Genomic DNA, 18,224 nt, shown 5'->3' with positions numbered 1-18,224 from the left:
CATAAAAGAGGGCGGGGAAGTCCTTGAGCCTTGTCCAGACCCCGACCCGCGGGCCACGCGAGGGAGGATCATGGAGGGCCGGTACGCCCGCCAAGTCCTTTTGCACTCGATCTTAGAGTGTGTCTGAGAAATGCCGTTGCTGCTGCTGTGGGGAGGCCCGGAGGGGCTCCGCCCCTCCGGAAAAAGTTCTCCTTCCGCCTCGACCTGCCCGGCCTCGGCCCAAGTCCTTCGGAAAGGGCCGAGAAAGGCAGGTGCAGGCCGGAAAAGTGGGAGTTTCCGTGGAGGGGAGGTCCCCTCCACACCTCCCCCTGTTCGTTGAGGGAGACCCTCAGACGCCTTGCCGGTAAATTTTCAGACACGCTCTTAACAGGAGCACGTCCGTCTCGTACAGGAATTGAAAGGGGGAGCGAACGATGAATGACCATCAGAAAGAGGAGCAGATTAAGGAAGCCGTGCGTCAAACCTATGGGAACCTCGCGCGTCGATTCGTCGAGGGGACGGGTCAGGCAGGTTGCTGCGGCCCATCGGAGATGGCCGTCGAGACGGCGGACACCGCAGCCAGGCTGTACTCGCCTGAGGAACTCACCGATCTGCCGGAGAGCGTGACCGGCGCCTCGGCAGGCTGTGGTAATCCCACCGCCATCGCCGAGCTTCAGCCGGGCGAGGTAGTGCTCGACCTGGGCTCGGGTGGTGGCATCGACTGCTTCCTGGCAGCCAAGCGAGTCGGCCCGGAAGGACGGGTGATTGGGCTGGACATGACGCCCGATATGGTCAAGTTGGCTCGGCGCAATGCCCGGAAGATCGGCGTGACAAACGTCGAATTTCGCTACGGCGAGATGGAGGATATCCCGCTGCCCGACGAATCGGTGGATGTCATCATCTCCAACTGCGTCATCAATCTCTCCCCGGACAAAGACGCCGTCTTTGCCGAAGCTTACCGTGTGCTGCGTCCCGGTGGACGGTTGAGCGTCTCTGACATCGTCGTGGAAGGTGATCTCCCCCAGCCCATTCGCGACAGCCTAAACGCCTGGGCCGTCTGCATAGCCGGCGCGCTCGACGAGTCCAGCTATCTGGGCAAGATTCGCGCGGCGGGCTTTGAGGACGTGGAAGTCGTGTCCCGTGACTACATCGAGATCGGTGAGGCCGCCGAGAGGGAGGATGTGGAAGCGTTGCTGGCCGAGGCCGGCCCTTCGGCTCGCGATCTCGACTATAAAGTCGCCAGCATCAAGGTCAAAGCGCGCAAGCCAGCGTGAGCAAGGGAGCGGGGGGCGGCGTTCACAATGAACCCGCCCCCCGCCGAATAATAAGATCATGCTGTCTTCACGATCCGATGGGAGTGCACATACGGCTTAGCACCCTGCCAGTAGCCGAAGTGACAGAGGTGAGCGAAGACGATACCTGGGTAAAGCCAATCGCCGGATAACCAGTCGAGGCTTCTATGCTATCTCCCTTGCCCCGCTCTCCCAGCCCGTCCCCTCATTAGTCTCTAGTCTCTTTCATCAAAACTGGGACTATCCTCACATCAGGAACTAAGACTTGCCACCCGTCCCCTTTGTGTTACAATATTTTGCAAGCAGCTCATTTTGCTGTCCCTTTGCCTCAACGGATCTCGGTGATACATCGGACAGGTTGCCAACGTCACATCAATATCTCCAACCTTGGTGGGCCACCTCGTCCACCCGTACCAAACAAGCTGGCCAGGTAATGTTGTTCCGACATTACCATAAACGAAGATTAGGAAGCCAGAGGGCAATCTTATCCAACGTGTCGATACGATAAGTCTGCTGTCCTGATGAAATAGGGTGTCGACACACCACAAACATCGCACAACACAGGGCTATGAAGCAAGATCATCTTACCTCCTCTGTGGCCTGGCGTTCGTTGCCGTTGATTGTTGCCGATGATAGGATCCGGCCATTCCTCGCCAGTCAGCTTGATCCAACCCTGTGGTCTGTTCAAGATATCCCTCCGATTGAGGCTACCCCCTGGGTCCTTCATGCCAATCCCCCGCTGCCCGACGTGCTTGAGGGATGGCCACGTCCGCCCCGAATGGTCGTAACGACGGATGCCAACAGTGGGGATCTGCACAAGGCCTGGCGGGCACTGACACGGGCAGGGGGCTTGTGGCTGATCGCCCTAGAGGACCCCACCCCAGACTACCCGCTCACTTTGAGTCTGTACCATCGGCTGTCCCACGGACTACCCGTGGGACAAGTCATCGAACAACTTCGGCACGAGTATCCAGACAGAACACTGCGGCTCTTTGGCCCATCTGAGAAGCGTCTCTTTGGCGAGATACGCACAATCCAGGTACAGTCTATCCCCGAGCCACAACCACGCATCCCGCGCTACCAACGAGGTGAGCTGAGCACAGCTGCCATTGCTGCGCGATATGGGACGCTACCCATCGAGCCCCCCCATTTGATTGTGCTGGATATAGAACGTCGATTATCCCATTACGACGATTGGCAGATTGTAGAGATAGCCGCTCTGCAACCAGGAGACGACGGCGCCTTAAAGACGCTGGCCTATCGTCGGTATCAGGGTTCTAACGATTTACAATCGGAGGGCAGTCATCCTGCTGGCAACCCAAGCACACGAGTCTGGGCAAGGGATGAAGCCGAGTTCTGGAGTCAGCTTCTGCGTGACCGGGTGTTGGTAGGTCATAATATTGGCCACGATTTCGATACTTTACGAGCGGTCTTTGAGTCCTATGACGTTCCTCTCAACAACGTAGGGCTGCTGGATACGCTTGAGCTGGCCTTGTTGGCTTTTCCTCTTGCCGGACGTAATCGTGGGAGGATCTCTCATGCATTGCATGAGTTGAAAGAGATCCTCGAACTGGATCCCAACAAGGAACTCAGGGTTTTTGGTGAGCCCCATCAGGCCCGCTATGATGCAGCGCTGTGCTGGAGGCTGGCCCAAGAAGCGCTCCATGCTATGAGGGCATGGCCCGCGCCTCGGCTGGAAGGTGTGCTACAACTCCTGGCCTCTTCCTCTTACCTGCGACGCTTCTTGATGACGCGACTGGGTGATCCGCCGCTGCGTCCGATACGCGTTCCCCTGAGTGCCATCCTCGGCCCAATCCCTCAGCCTGATTCTTCGCCCTCACGTTCGCCGTCACCGGTGCCTCCTTCCCAGGCTGCGCAGCTTCTGGGGCCCAAGGGGCCTTTCGTCCGTAAGCTAGGTTTGCAGGTACGAGAGATCCAGTGTGAGATGGCGCATCAGATCGGACGGCGTCTGGAGCAAGGGGGCGTATTGATAGCCGAGGCGGGCACTGGCACAGGTAAAAGCCTGGCAGCGCTCGTCTCGGCGCTGGTATATGCACGGGCCAATCCGGGCGAGCCCGTGGTGATCTCCACCTATACCCATGTATTGCAGCATCAAATCGTTTCCAAAGATTTGCCCCTCTTGGAAAAGGCTCTCGAAACACGGGTGCGAGCGATCGTCCTCAAGGGACAGGGGAATTACCTGAACGTGGATGCATTCGACACGCTGCGATCAGAGCATCTGCGTCTGTTACGGGAGGGGAACGATGGACAGGAGACTCGCAGCCGCGGGGTATTCCTGGCGTATTTGCTGAGCTGGCTTTGTGCAGGATTGGAGGAAGAGCGCCAAAATCCCGGGGATTGGCGTCATCTCTTCTTCGGTGAATTGGAGGAGCTCAGCGACTGGTGGCGACATGCTTATGGAAGTTCCTTCACCACTCTTTTGCAATCCCTGCAGGAAACACCGCCCTTACTGGACGAGGACGCGTCGGGGCGTGATGGCAAGTCACTCCAATTCGCCCAACGCGTGGCAGGCTTTGCTGGGGAGGCGGAGCTGATTATTGCAAATCACGCACTCTGGATGAGCCTAGGTATCCTCCAAGATCTATCCAGCCGAGTTATCTTCGATGAAGCCCACCATCTGGAAGATGCGGCGACGAGTGCCCTGACCGGCGAATTCACAGCGGATGTGTGCCGCACGTGGGCGCAACAGAGCCGTGCACTGGCCATGGCTATGGGGCGGAACAAGGCTCTCCTCTCCGCGGCAGAGAAAGTAGAGAAGTCCATCCCCGGCTTTGCTCGCCTCTTCCGACAGTGCCTTGACCACCTGAGGCCTCCCGAGTGGGCCCAACGAGAAGAAACCAATGACCAAGCCGAGGAGACCCTCTACGTCCGCAAGGCATGGTTAAACCGCCCTAATACGGATATCGTCGCTCAGGCTCGGGAGGGAGGAGCCTGGCTGGATGCCCCGGCAGGCGTAGCCCTCGAAGAGGCCTTATCGACGTTGTTGGACAAGGCTATCGAAGTCAGCCTCCGAATCCCTGCCGGACAAACCTTGCTTCAACAATGGGTTTCCGAGCTCAAAAAGCAGATCGGGGAAGGGCTAGACTTCTTACGCGCCGTCCAGTCTGCAGAATTTTCCTCACATGATGATTTCTGCTACTGGCTGGAAGAGGATGACCGAGACCTGGGAGCCCCGCCCTCACAAGTTCAACACTTCGCCTTGAAGCGGGCGCCAATACAGGTCGACGATTTTCTACGCGAACGCCTGATGGCCGAAGGGCGAGCGAGCGTCTTGATGTCCGCCACTCTTTCCCTCCGCGGTGGTGAAACCGTCGGTCCCTGCCCGATCGATGCGCCCGGGGCTGAGGGGTTTACCTTCCTGGCCGAGAGGCTAGGACTTACCGATCCAGATCGTGTCACCGTCTGGTCACGTCCTTCACCGTTCGATTATCCCCACCAGATGCGAGTTCTATTCCGCCAGCCGACCCGCAGCCCATCCGATCCGGAAGAAGGGCAATACCTTCATGAGCTTCACGCCGAGCTTCTGACCGTGCTCCGCAATGCGCCAAGCAGGGGATTGGTTCTCTTCACGTCCCACCGTCATCTGTCTGCTCTGACCGACGCTCTCGGGCAATCGCTCCATCAGGATGATCTGAAGGCGAATCCCTTTATCCACCTACTGCGCCAATATCCAGGCAGCCCTGTAGCCCGATTGCTCGAGAGGTACAGGGCCCTGTTGGAGCAAGGTAAAGCGGCTATACTACTTGGCACAAGCAGCTTTTGGGAGGGAGTGGACCTATCCGGAGAACACAGCCTACGCACTGTCATCGTTGTCCGGCTCCCCTTTCCTGCGGCCGGCGAGCCGATCATTGAGGCGCGTAGCTTATGGGTCGAACGTCAACATCCCGGCGAGCAGGGTGGTGCCTTTCGGCACTATCTGCTGCCGTTGGCTTTGCTGCGCTGGCGACAGGGAGTGGGCCGATTGATCCGGGATCACACGAGCCGGGGCGTGGTCATCTGTCTGGATCGCCGCGCGGCAAGCTCGAACTACGCGCACGCCTTCCGACAGGCTCTGCCCTCCGGTCCCACCGGGGCGCCGGCGTGTATCCTCTGTAACACACCGGAGGAGTTGGTGCGCGCATGGGCCGAGTTCGCCGCGAAGGGAGAACACGCCGAGGTGTTGGACATCGTTGAGCGGCCATGGCTTCCACAAGAGGCGCCACTTCCGATATTGGATGATCGGCTATCTATCCATGAACAAGAGAAAGTTCTCGAAGAAGCGGCTCAGAAGTTGGTCGGAGAAGGTTACCGCCGAAACGAGGCACAGCTGAAGGCGATGGCAGCCTTTGCCCAAGGACGCGACGTGTTGCTGACGATGCCTACTGGTGGAGGCAAAAGCCTTTGTTACCAGGTACCAGCCCTGACAGCGCCCGAAGGGTTAACCATCGTTTTCTCTCCATTACGCGCGCTGATCCAAAACCAGATCGATGATCTCAAAGAGGCCGGGGTGCCCGTACCAGACCAGGCCGGTTACCTTCTGGGACGAGATGCTCAGCATCGTCGGCAGCGCGCCCGCGTGCGTCAGCTCGCTGAAGATGGTCACTTGCGGTTGCTCTATTTGACACCTGAGATGGCAAGCTTTGACTTTGCCCTCTTCCATCGACTACGAGTACGCCGCATCGTGCTGGACGAAGCCCACTGCTTGCTCACCTGGGGGACAACCTTTCGTCCGGCTTACCTGCGTCTGGCCCAGAGGATTCGCGACTGGCGGGAACGCGCAGGGGCCGACGTAGCCATCATGGCTTGCTCAGCCACACTGACCGAGAAACACAGACAGGCATTGTGCCAATACCTGGGCCTGCGTGATCCCATTGAAATCCACGGTCGCATTGATCGTCCCAATATCTACTGGGGCGTAGACATCATGCCAGAAAGTTGGGAGGATCGAGATCGCAGGCTCCAGGAAGTCCTTTCCACCCTTCCCCACCATAACCAAGCGATCGTTTACACGACGTTCACGCGCACATGTGAACAAGTGGCAGATGGCTTGATTCGGTCTGGCTTTCGGGCGGCCGCCTACCATGGCAAAATGGACAATCCACAGCGAGAGGCGATCCTCGGACGCTTTGAAAATGGCCCAGAGGATCTCCAGATCATCGTCGCGACCAAGGCATTCGGTATGGGGATCAATAACCGTCGAGTCGCCATGGTCATTCACTATAACCATCCGGAGAGCCTCACAGAGTACTACCAACAGGCAGGCCGAGCCGGTCGTGATCCAACCCAACGAGCGCTGGCTTTGACGCTTTATGATGCCCGAGACCGCCGACAACACGAACTTCTCCAGGAGAAGTCTTCGCTTCAGGAGGACCTTCTCCGCCGCGTCTTGAGCCTTGTGTCTGAGCAGGGCAGCCTCTGGCCGGAAGAAGTGTTAATTGAACGGATCGGTGGAGAGCGATGGGAAGCTCAACGTAAGCTACGTCGGGCGCTCGAATTACTGGCTAACGCCGGGATGATCTACTTCCACGAAGTCATCGCTCAGGCCGTACTTGCACGCGGGTGGAGTTGTCCATCAGAACCGCCGGACGAACTGCCCGACGACCAACGAGAATTGATCGAAGCATGGCTTCCGTCCCTGCAAGATCCCGGTGAGCTTTACTATCGGGCTGCCAGTGGAGCGGATTTGGAAACATGCCTGTCCGCCGAGGCTCTGATAAGCACAGGAGTCCAGCACAATTGGTGGAGGCTCAGGGGCAGTTCCCGATATGTCTGGCTGGCCCCGGGCCCCGAGTTCCACAAAGACATAACAGAAGTCCTAGCAAAGGAACGAGTACGAGCGATCGCCGAGCTGGATCAGATGGTCGCTTTCCTAGAAGACGATACAGGCTGCCGTCGCTCACGGCTTGTGTCTGCCCTGAGCCCGGACGAGACTCCACCGCCCGCTGATCCCTGTTGCGATGTCTGCCAGGTGGCACGGGGGCTCGGCCACCCCTGGTTGGATCAGGGGTCTCGCCTACGCTTCCGCTCGGCTCTGCAGCCAGTAGAGGCAGTGCTGTTCTCGTTACTAGAGGACAACGATCAGCCAGAAAAAGACTTTCTCAACTACGCGCTGATGCGCATACAGGGAAGTCATCTGGCCCACAAGGACCGCTTGCAGTCGTACCTGCAGGGATTACAGCGACACGGGCTGGTCTGGTGCCATCGAGGCATCTGGCGACTAACAGCACTGGGGCAGAAATGCCTGGAAAGTCGCGATTGGCCTGCTTGGGAAGAGGTCGTCTCTCACGGAGGCCACCGATGATTCGCATCATCACCGATGGGGCATGCAGCGGCAACCCCGGCCCCGGGGGATGGGCAGCCTTGATCGTTCGGGGAGATGAGATAGAGGAGATCGGCGGCCACGAGCCCGAGACAACCAACAACCGCATGGAGATGCAGGCCGCTATTGAAGGCTTGCGCCGCGTTCCACCCGATGAGCCGGTAAAGATCGTCACAGATAGTCAGTACCTGCTCAAGGGTATGACGGAGTGGCTAGCCCGGTGGAAAAGACGAGGGTGGCGAACAGCAAGCGGTAAGCCCGTAGAGAACCGAGATCTCTGGGAGGAGCTGGACCGGCTCGCAGGCGATCGTGTGACCTGGGAACATGTGCGAGGACACTCGGGCCATCCGGAAAACGAACGGGTCAACGCCCTAGCACAAGCCTATGCTTCAGGCAAAGGGCTTACTGCTTCACCCGTCCCTCATATCCTCTATGAGCCGAAGGGCCAGTATCGCGCAGCGCTCGGCGAACATCGAGTTCAACGACCTTCGGGAGTCACCTATTTGAGCCTGGTAAACGGCATCCTGGCCCGTCATACGACGTGGGAAGAGTGTCGACGTCGAACCCACGGCGTGCCCGGGGCACGCTACAAGAAGTGTCGATCTCTCGAAGAGGAAATCGCCGCTGTCACCCGCTGGGGGCTTACACCTGATTCGCTCGCCACGCTGGAAAGCCCCCCACAAGGACAGGGATCGCAAGCCAGAGACGGAGACCAGCCCTCTTTCCCAGATCAGGCCATTGCCCAACGCATCAAGCGACCGCAAGGCGTCACCTATCTGAGCTTGGTCAACGGGCAGGTGGCACGTCACACCACCTGGGAGCAATGTCAAACGCGCGTCCACGGCGTGTCCGGCGCGCGATTTCGAAAATGCAAATCTATACACGATGAGATCGCCACGGTAACACAATGGGGGTTATCGCCTGAAGCCTTGCTCTCGGTACTTACGCCCTCAACAGACGAGCCAGCAAAAACCGATACGCCTCACGCTTGGTGGTTTCCTCGCCGGTTCCTGCTGGAAGCAGAGCGTCTGCTCACACAGGCTGGCTTCATGCCCGAGCCCATCACACACCCGGATGCTCGCTTCCGGCTGAGGCGCGGTCGCGCGATCATTGAAGCCTACGTAAGCGGGAAAGTCCAACGTCAGGGGCGCTGGACCGACAGCGATGTGGAAGCCTGGAGAAAGCTCTTGCAGGCCGAGGAAGCCTGGCTCGATGCACAACTGACTGTAATAGAGCAACCCTCAATCGGCTCTCCTCAATGGGATCGGGAGACGTGCGGTTACCTATGGGCTCTGCTGATCAGTCACCGGTTGCCCGGTTGGAGCGGAGAACAGATCGGGCGTTATCTGCTCGTACGAGATGAAACACAGACGAAGCCGATCGGCGTTCTGACGCCCGAAGCCTGGCGAATAGCCCCCGAGGAAGATCTTGAGGGCAAGATCTGGGCGGCCTTGATAAACGCCCGTCGCCATCCCGACCGCTGGTGTGCCTCCTATACCCAGGACGGCGACGGCAATCTGTGCATCGCTATTTTGGCTCTGACGCCGCAAGCCCAGTTCCTGGCAACCGCCTGGGACTGGAGCAATGTCCGGGGCATCTCCCCATATGAAAGCGAGCACGTCTTGAGTCGTGTCCGAAAGCATGCCATTTTGCAGGTCGCCAGATGGACAGGGGATGAATGGCGTCAGGAGGCTCAGAAGCTGGGAAACCAATTGGACTTCCTGTATCGGTGGCTGTGCGAAGCCGTTGCTCAAAACGCCGGACAGCTCAGTTTGCCTGTTACCTGGCCCCTGGAACTGATTATGAAACCCAGCGGCAATGAAGAGTGGGCACGGCGGCTGACGGAACAGCGTACCGCCGGACGAGTGCGATTTCGATCGCCCTGCCTGCCAGAGGAGCAGCAAGGGGTCGCACTGGCTCATTTTATCGCTCATACTAACAGCAACCATCGATAGACGTCATGAATGATCGCTTTACAGCCGCTATGGATCTACTAAAAGCTGGAAAGTACCCCGAGGCAGGGAAGCTCTTCCACGAGCTTTGGGACGAGACCGGCAGCGCATTCGCGGCAAGTAGGTACATCCACTGTCTGCGCAAGGCTGGCCATCCTCAGGCAGCCTGCCGAGTTGGCAAGAAAGCGCTAGATCAGTTTCCGGGAAACATATGGATTCGCCGCGAATTGATTTGGGCCCATTACGACGCATACGTCAAACCCGCTCAACAAAGAGGAGATCTCAGGACTCTGCTTAAGGCTGGCGAGACCATTCTCGCGCTGGGTGCGGAGGATGCGCCATTGCGTTCGACGATTAAGGCCGTGTGGACGGTGGCCCAAAAGAAACAGGAGTGGGAGATCGTTGCAGATTGGTGCGATCGAATCGCCCCCTCAGAACTCAGTGATGAAGCACCACTCATCCAAGGCCGCCGGGGCAAATCGATGCGGGAACGATGGTATTTTGCCCGGGTAAAGAGCCTGATCCAGCTACAACGATGGGATGAAGCGCGAAGCTGGGCTCAAGAGGCAACACGTCACTATCCTCGTGAGGTGAACTTTCCACGTTGGGCCGCCCTGGCTCTGGCGGGCCAGGGATACATTGAGCAGGCGATTGCAGAGATGGAGGAGCTCACACTAAAGAGACGAGTCGACTGGTATGTGTGGAATGACCTGTGTGGGCTATACCTGCGAATTGGACAAGCAGAGGCGGCTTTGAGGGCCGGCTGCCAGGCAGCCTTAGCTCCCGGAGAAGACAAACAGAAGGTAACTCTATACGAGCGGTTAGGGCAAGTTGGGCTGTCACTGGGCAAACTGGAACTCGCGGCCCGGCAGGTAGCCCTGAGCAAAGCCGTTCGTCAACGTGAGAGATGGCCTATCCGGCCCAGATTGGCACGGTTGGAGGCGGAGATTCGCCACGCATTAGAAGAGGCCGGCCTGAACTGGCCTGTAGATACAGACGACATAGGCGATCTCGCACACCTCTGCCAAGCCGACTGGGCTGCCTGCGTTTACATAGGCCTACCCCGGAAGGCGGGGATTGTTGAAGCCCTGCCCCAGGGGAAACCTCATGGTTGGATTCGAACGGACGACGGCGAGCGGATCTTCTTCCTGCAGAATGACCTGCCGGATGCAATCAGATACAAGGGAGCGAGGCTGGAATTTGCGTTAATGCCAAACTGGGACCGAAAATACGACCGAAGGTCCTATCGAGCTGTAGATTTTCGGGCCCTTCCTGATTAGAAAGCGACACAGCTTTCTTCCCCCCTCCATCCAGATGATCACCGTGCTTGTTCTACACACTTTGACACCACAAGGTGATGTACAAAATGAGGTGTATGTGCGACAATAACGGGAAAGGAGAACAAGAACGCGGCAACTAAGGCACGGAAGCAAGTTTCCGCTGAACCTCAAATGAGCGACGAGCTTTCCCATGTCTACCGTCGTTCCCACGGTCCGGCGGCTGTGGGAAGCCACCCTAATGAGCATAGCACATCCCTGCTGACCGTCTTTACGAGATGAATACGACAACGATTCGTAGCGAAGGCGGGCTGATCCCCGCCGACATCCTGGAACAGATCGCCAGCGGCGAGGCGCCGGGCCAACGACCGCAGGACTTCGACCTGCCACGCACGGTGCGGCTGGCTGACGAGATCGCCAACGCCTGGAGCGACGCCCGCGCCTACTGGAACGCCTTTCAACGCCGCCTTCAGCGTTTACCCGAGGACGACCCCGCCACCTCGGTCACCCGTGAGCAGTGGATCATTCCCCTGCTGGGCTCCCTGGGCTATGAGCTAACCTACCAGCCCCGCGCCGCTTACGTGGACGGCAGCACCTTCGCCATCTCCCACCGCGCCGAGCCCCCAGGGGGAAAGGGTGAGGGCCTCCCCGTCCACATCGAAGGCTGTCGCACCGGCCTCGACTGCCGCGCCCCCACTGGCCGCCCGCGCCTCAGCCCCCACGCTCTGGTGCAGGAATACCTGAACCGTACCGAGCACCTGTGGGGCATCGTCACCAACGGCTACCGCTTGCGTCTGCTGCGCGACAACGCCCTCATGACCCGTCCCGCCTACGTGGAGTTCGACCTGCAGCAGATCATGGAGGGGGAACACTTCGCCGACTTCGTCCTCTTCTACCGCCTGGTGCATCGCACGCGCCTGCCCCGTACCGTGGAGGACGCCCCCGAGTGCTGGCTGGAGCAGTACTACCAGCAAGCCCTGGAACAGGGCGGCCGGGTGCGCGATCGCCTGCGCGACGGCGTGGAAGAGGCACTGCGCATCTTAGGTACCGGCTTCCTGCGCCACCCCGACAGCCAGGCCCTGCGCCAGAAGGTGCGGGAGGGCCGCCTTCCCGCCACCGACTACTACCGTCAGCTGCTCCACCTGGTTTACCGACTCCTTTTCCTCATGGTCTCCGAGGAGCGCAACCTGGTCGGCCCCAACGACGGGCGCCTGGCCGAGATCTACCGCCGGCACTACAGCATCTCCCGCCTGCGCGACCTGGCCGAGGCCCACCTGGCCGGTCGGGACCGCTACGATGACCTGTGGCAGGGATTATGCATCACCTTCCGGCTTTACGAGGACGAGGACCTGGCCCAGCGCATGGACATGCACGCCCTGGACGGCGATCTTTTCAGCTCCCACGCCATGCCAGATCTAGAAGCGGCCGGCCTGAGCAACGCCGACTTACTGCGCGCCCTGCGCCACCTCTCCCTGTATCGCGAGGATCGCGCCGTGCGGCGGGTGAACTACGCCGCCCTGGACGTGGAGGAGCTGGGCAGCGTTTACGAGAGCTTGCTGGAGTATCATCCGGTCATCAAGGAGCGAAACGGCCGACTGCATTTCGCCTTCCTGCTGGGCAGCGAGCGCAAGAGCACCGGCTCGTACTACACGCGGCCGGAACTGGTGCAGGAGCTGATCAAGAGCGCGCTGGAGCCGGTGATCGCCGAGCGACTGGAGTGGGCTAGACGAGTGGCGAATAGGGAATGGCGAATGGCGAGTGGCGAATGGCGAGTAGGAGGAACGAGCCACGATCAATGGGTGGAGGGCGCGCATGTCCATCGACTCCTATCAGGACTTAGACGTGTGGCAACGGGCGATGACGTTGGCCGAAGAAGCTTACGCTCTGACCAGGCACTTTCCGAGGGAGGAGCAGTTCGGGATGACCTCTCAGATTCGTCGAGCAGCCAGTTCGGTACCGGCCAACATCGCGGAGGGATGGGCCAGGAACAGCACGGGAGAATTCCTCCAGTTTCTCCGAGTAGCCATGGGGAGTCTGCGGGAACTGGAGACGCATTTACTTCTAAGTCAGCGTGTGGGGTTGACTACGGAGGATCAGATTCAATCACTTCTGGAGACGATAAACATCCTGAGTCGCCAACTTCTGGCCCTTCAACGCAGTCTTCGCCAGAAGAAGAGGAAATAGCCCGTCTGTGGAATGCAACCCCGCCCGCCACTCGCTACTCGCTACTCGCCGAACATGCCCTTCTCTCCATCAAAGTGTGCGATCCCGCCTCCGGCTCCGGCCACTTCCTGCTGGCTGCCGCCCGCCGGCTGGGCCGCGAGCTGGCCCGTGTGCGCACCGGTGAGGAGCATCCCGGCCCCGAGGCTTTCCGCCGCGCCGTGAGGGACGTGATCCGCCACTGCATCTACGGCGTGGACAAGAACCCGCTGGCGGTGGATCTGTGCAAGGTGGCCCTGTGGCTGGAGGGGCACAACCAAGGCCAGCCGTTGACCTTCCTGGACCACCGCATCAAATGCGGTGACAGCCTGGTGGGCGTGCTAGACCTGGACATGCTGACCGAAGGTATCCCCGACAAAGCCTACAAGCCGGTGAGCGGCGACGATAAGAAGCTGGTCCAGGCGTTGAAGAAGCGCAACAAACAGGAGCGCGAGGGACAATTGAGCCTGTTTCAACAGGAGGCGCCCCCGTTGGAAGACCTGGCGGAGGAATATGCCGTCTTCGCCGGGTTGGAGGAGCGCTCAGCGGAGGACGTGCGGGCCAAGGCCGAGCTATATCATCAGATCCACGGCCCCGACACCGACTGGTGGACGCTGTGGACGGCCTGCAACCTGTGGACGGCGGCCTTCTTCCAGCGAATGGGGGGAGGGCGAGTAGAAGGTGATCGCTATTCACCACTCGCTACCCATCACTCGCCCTCCATCACCACCGACACCGTGCGTTCCTACTTGGCCAACCCCCGCGCTGCGGACGGCCGGGTGGTCGGCTTTGCCAACGGCCTGGCCAAGGAGCATCGCTTCTTCCACTGGCCGCTGGAATTCCCCGACGTGTTCGCACAGGGTGGGTTTGATGTGGTGCTGGGTAATCCGCCATTCATGGGTGGGCTTAAAATCAGCGGGGTTTTTGGTAGCCGCTACCGACATTGGCTAGAGGTGGTCTACGATCCTTTTAAAGGCACGGCCGATCTCTGTGCAGCATTTTACCGGCGAGCTTACGCCCTTCTACGCCCCGGCGGGTGCATGGGTATGGTCGCAACCAATACCATTGGGCAGGGCGACACACGCGAAAGCGGATTGAAGGTGATCGTGGGACAAGGAGGCGCGATTACCTTCGCCCGACGCTTCATCAAATGGCCTGGCGCCGCTAATGTAGAAGTCAATCTTATCGCTCTCCATAAAGGCGCGTGGCATGCCGATTGCTTGCTGGACGGCCAGTTCGTTGACTATATCTCTTCTCGCCTAGATACTGACCCTGAAGCTGAACCTAAGCGCCTCAAGCAAAACAAAGGCAAGGCGTTCATCGGCGACTACGTGCGCGGCATCGGCTTTGTTTTGCAGCCGGAAGAAGCCGAAGCATTACTGGCTAAAGATCTCAGCAACGCCGACTGCCTCTTCCCTTACCTCAACGGGCAGGATTTGAACAGCCACCCCGAACAGAAGCCCAGCCGCTGGGTGATCTGCTTCCACGACTGGGACTTGGAAAAAGCAAAGCAGTATCCTGCTCTGCTCCGCATTGTGGAAGAGAGGGTCAAACCAGAGCGTGAACGGTTGCGTAATCGTGATGACCGCAGAGATCGTGAACATTGGTGGCGCTTCGCTCGTTATCGCAACGATATGCGCCCTGCGATCGCTCCACTGCGCCGCGTGCTGGTGCGGAGTGAAGTTAGTGAACATCACATGGTAGCTTTCGTGCCGAAAGAGAGGGTTTACTCTCATATGATCATAGTTTTTGCCTTTGACGATGACTATCACTTCGCCCTGCTGCAATCCGGCGTGCATGAAGTGTGGCTGCGCAAGCAGGCCTCTAGCCTACGCACTGACATTCGTTACACTCCTACAGACTGCTTTGGTACTTTTCCCTTCCCGCCTGCCGAAAACGCTGTCGGTGACTTGAACACTTTGCTACGGCGCCAACCCTTTGCCCAGGCAGCCTTGGTAGGTGCGGAATACCACGAACATCGGCGGCAAATTATGCTTTCCCGCAACTTGGGTCTCACGAAGATTTACAACTTTTTTCATAACTCAGACTGCGTTGACGGAGATATCATTCGTCTGCGGGAACTGCACGCTGAGATGGATCGCGCTATCCTGGCCTGCTATGGATGGGACGACCTTAACCCCAAACACGGCTTTTACCCAAACGAACGCGGAAAAACGCGTTTCACTATCGCACCGGAAGTACAGCGGGAAATCCGGCGACGGTTGCTGGAACTCAACACCGAAATTGCACAAAGGGAGACGGGGCAATGATAGACCTCCCAATGGCTCGACTGACCTGGTGCACCATCGAAGGCTACAAGTCCATCCGTGATCAGATCCGCATTGAGTTTCCCGAGAACGGCCCCTTGGTGTTGATCGGCGAGAATAATGCAGGCAAGTCGAACATTGTATCGGCACTGGATGTTATTCTGGGCGAAACATGGCCAGGCTCCAAGGAGCCGGAAGATCATGATTATTGGAAGAGGGATAGTCAAACGGGGTGCATACAGATTGAGGTGGGACTTACTGGGGTTCATCACCCACGTACTGACGAACCGGTTTCCTCGCTTGTTTGGAAGTGTGAGCCAAACAGTGAGGAAAAACCTTTATTTCGCGTCCATTTGGACAACGGTGACATGAGGTATGTGAGCAACGAACTCCGCAATCAGTTGATGCTCATCACCATAGGAGCTGACCGACGACTCAGCTATCAACTGAGTTACACGTCGAAGTACACTTTTCTCTCAAAACTCATGCGTAAGTTTCACGCTGTACTAACCAGTGACTCAGATCGAGTGAACCGACTGAAAGCAGCGTTCAGAGACCTAGAAGCCATCTTTCACGAGGTGGAGGAATTCGCGAGATTTGAAGAAGGCCTCGCACAGCAGTTTGGCGAAATGTTCGCAGGTATGTCTTACGGCCTTCATGTGGACTTTTCTGCATATGACCCGAGCCGCTTCTTCCATTCGCTTCGGGTTGTTCCTAAAGAAGGCGACGAAAGAAGAACTTTTGACGAATTGGGCACCGGGCAAGAGCAGATTCTCGCCCTTGCCTTTGCCCACGCTTATGCACGAGCGTTCTACGGTGGGATCATCTTGGTGATCGAAGAACCTGAAGCCCACCTGCATCCGCTTGCCCAGCGCTGGCTTGCTCAGCAAATCAAACGCATGTGTGCTGACGGCCTGCAGGTAATATTGACTACCCACAGCCCCGCCTTCATTGACATTCTCAACTTGGAGGGGCTTGTGCTCGTGCGAAAAGATGAAAATGGCGCTACACATGTCCATCAACTCACGCGTGAGAAGCTAACGCATTATTGTATAGAGCACGGGGCTAATTCCAGCAAGACATCGGCAGATACCATCCTCCCGTTTTACGCCACTCATGCTACCGAGGAGATCTTGTCGGGTTTCTTCGCCAAGGCAGTTGTCCTTGTTGAAGGCCAAACAGAAGCACTTGCGCTTCCGGTCTATTTGCGTCGAGTTGGGCTGGATGTAACTCGGGAAGGCATTGCAATCATCCCGGTGATGGGAAAAGGCAATCTGGCGAAGTGGTGGCGGCTATTCACAGCCTATGGAATTACGGTTTACATTACGTTCGACAATGACACCAGTGATGATCCGAACGGGGTCCACAGAAGCGACGCCCTCAAAACTATAGGTGTGGGCATCAGAGAGATTGAAGAGGCAACCGGGACAAGCGAGTGGTTCATCAGAGATAGGTACTGTGTCTTTGGCGGCGATTTTGAACGGTGCATGCGATCTATTTTCGGCAACCAGTACGAAGAGTTGGAGGACGAGGCCAGAGAGAAATTTGGAAATTCAAAGCCAATAGTCGCTCGCCATGTTGCTGAGGAGTTGTCTGGATCGGAAGAGGGCTGGGATAAAGTTGAAGAATTGAAGAAAAAGATTCGGTCTCTGGTAACAGGACGGACTGCTGCGATGCTGAACCAGATCCAGCAACAAGATGACCAAGAACAAGAATTCCTGGACTCCTGGAAGGAGGACTATGAACTACCTTTCTGAGGTGTCCATTGAACCGAGGAGGACAGATCCGTGAGTCAAATACCTGCTCTGACCGAGGCTCAACAGGCCGCGATCAAACAGTATCTCGATGCCTTCCGCCGCTACATGGCGACCGAGGCGTTTCAACGTGATCAAGCAGAGCGCCAGGCGCGAGTGGAGTTCTTTCAGCAAGAACTGCCGCGCCGCCTTGATGAGCTTTCAGAAGCGGATTTCGAGGCTATCATCAATCGGTTGTGGGCCTCTGCCATGTGGGGCAACAAGACCTACCTGGCTCAGAAGATCGTCAATGACAACGGCATTGACAGGCTACGAAGCGAGTTGAAGCGGCTGGTGGAGTCGGATGACCCAGAGCAAGCGTACAGCCGGTTCCTGCGGGCGATCAAAGGAATGGGGCCGGCCTCCGTCACCGAAATCCTCACGTATTTGCGCCCGGAGCGCTGCGGCATCTGGAATCGCCAGGCCCGTGAGGCGCTGAAGATCCTGGGGATCACCGACAGGGTGAATCCAGACAAGTACATGCTGTCAGCCCAGGAGTATCGGACGTTTAACTGGTTATTGCAACTTATCGCCCAGGAGCTTGCGCGGGCTGGCGTGCCCGATGTGGACCTGCTCCTGGTGGACTTCTTCCTGTACGAGGTGGCTCAGGCCAAGAAGGTCAGGGCCGAGACAGGATTGCCGGAGCCGCTGGAGGGTGCCCAGCCCACCGAGACTTTTGATCACGACGAGGTGCGAGATCTCATCGTTCAAATTGGAGCCGGCCTGGGATTCGACACGGACACTGAGGTGAAGGTCGCTCATGGGGCTGTCGTGGATGCCGTCTGGCGGGCGAGGATCGCTAACCTGGGACTGGTCACCTACGTGTTTGAGGTACATCGTTCCGGTTCCATTGACAGCTTGATCCTTAATCTTCAAAAGGCCCGCAGCGCGCCCTCGGTCCAAAAGGTCATCGCCGTCTCCGATGAGGACCAGTTGGAGCGGATCCGACGTGAATGTGAAGGTCTGCCTGAGGAATTCCGCCAGGCCCTTCGTTTCTGGCCCGTCACCGAGGTGCTGGGCACAGCCGAGCATCTACAGAGGGTTATGGAATCCATTGACGCCCTGGGATTGATCGAAGACGGCATCTGGTGATGTATGGAGATGTTCAGAAGATACCTTCATTACTCAAATCTCCGCGTACTGAAG

The 18,224-nt window shown here is 58.1% G+C and carries 6 protein-coding genes and 2 pseudogenes; all 8 read left to right on the top strand.

From position 1 onward, the window contains the following. The first annotated feature begins 413 nt into the window (after positions 1-413). The 8 genes and pseudogenes from arsM (at position 414) to GXP39_10765 (ending at position 18,170) form a co-directional block, all read left to right on the top strand. Positions 414-1,253 carry an arsenite methyltransferase gene (gene arsM / locus GXP39_10800; protein NOZ28523.1) on the top strand — a complete coding sequence of 280 codons (840 nt, stop codon included), beginning with the start codon at positions 414-416 and terminating at the stop codon, positions 1,251-1,253. A 1,168-nt stretch (positions 1,254-2,421) separates the two neighbouring features. Next, entirely contained in the window at positions 2,422-7,572 is a 5,151-nt protein-coding gene (locus GXP39_10795; GenBank protein NOZ28522.1) for a RecQ family ATP-dependent DNA helicase, read from the top strand. Beyond that, positions 7,569-8,261 (top strand): annotated as a pseudogene (gene rnhA / locus GXP39_10790) (ribonuclease HI). The gene GXP39_10795 and the pseudogene rnhA overlap by 4 nt, the downstream one beginning before the upstream one ends. 1,289 nt (positions 8,262-9,550) lie before the next feature. Next, the gene (locus tag GXP39_10785) at positions 9,551-10,822 is read left to right on the top strand and encodes a hypothetical protein (protein NOZ28521.1); all 1,272 of its coding nucleotides are present in this window, start codon (positions 9,551-9,553) and stop codon (positions 10,820-10,822) included. Between the two features lie 1,809 nt (positions 10,823-12,631). Then, on the top strand, positions 12,632-13,003 hold the full coding sequence (locus GXP39_10780) for a four helix bundle protein (GenBank protein NOZ28520.1): 372 nt from the start codon (positions 12,632-12,634) through the stop codon (positions 13,001-13,003). 56 nt (positions 13,004-13,059) lie between these two features. After that, positions 13,060-13,494: pseudogene (locus tag GXP39_10775) on the top strand (SAM-dependent DNA methyltransferase). Between the two features lie 1,805 nt (positions 13,495-15,299). Then, complete coding sequence (locus tag GXP39_10770) at positions 15,300-17,042, top strand: AAA family ATPase (GenBank protein NOZ28519.1); 1,743 nt, start codon at positions 15,300-15,302, stop codon at positions 17,040-17,042. A gap of 30 nt (positions 17,043-17,072) precedes the next feature. After that, positions 17,073-18,170, top strand: coding sequence for a hypothetical protein (locus GXP39_10765; protein NOZ28518.1), 1,098 nt, complete (start codon positions 17,073-17,075; stop codon positions 18,168-18,170). Positions 18,171-18,224: the final 54 nt, after the last annotated feature.

The organism is Chloroflexota bacterium (genome assembly GCA_013152435.1).
Lineage (GTDB): Bacteria > Chloroflexota > Anaerolineae > DUEN01 > DUEN01 > DUEN01.
This window is presented reverse-complemented; position numbering and strand designations above follow the sequence as displayed.

Excerpts from the sequence above, each read along its gene's own strand:
- arsM (NOZ28523.1), top strand. The coding sequence starts at position 414 with ATGAATGACCATCAGAAAGAGGAGCAGATTAAGGAAGCCGTGCGTCAA.
- GXP39_10785 (NOZ28521.1), top strand. The coding sequence starts at position 9,551 with ATGAATGATCGCTTTACAGCCGCTATGGATCTACTAAAAGCTGGAAAG.
- GXP39_10780 (NOZ28520.1), top strand. The coding sequence starts at position 12,632 with ATGTCCATCGACTCCTATCAGGACTTAGACGTGTGGCAACGGGCGATG.
- GXP39_10770 (NOZ28519.1), top strand. The coding sequence starts at position 15,300 with ATGGCTCGACTGACCTGGTGCACCATCGAAGGCTACAAGTCCATCCGT.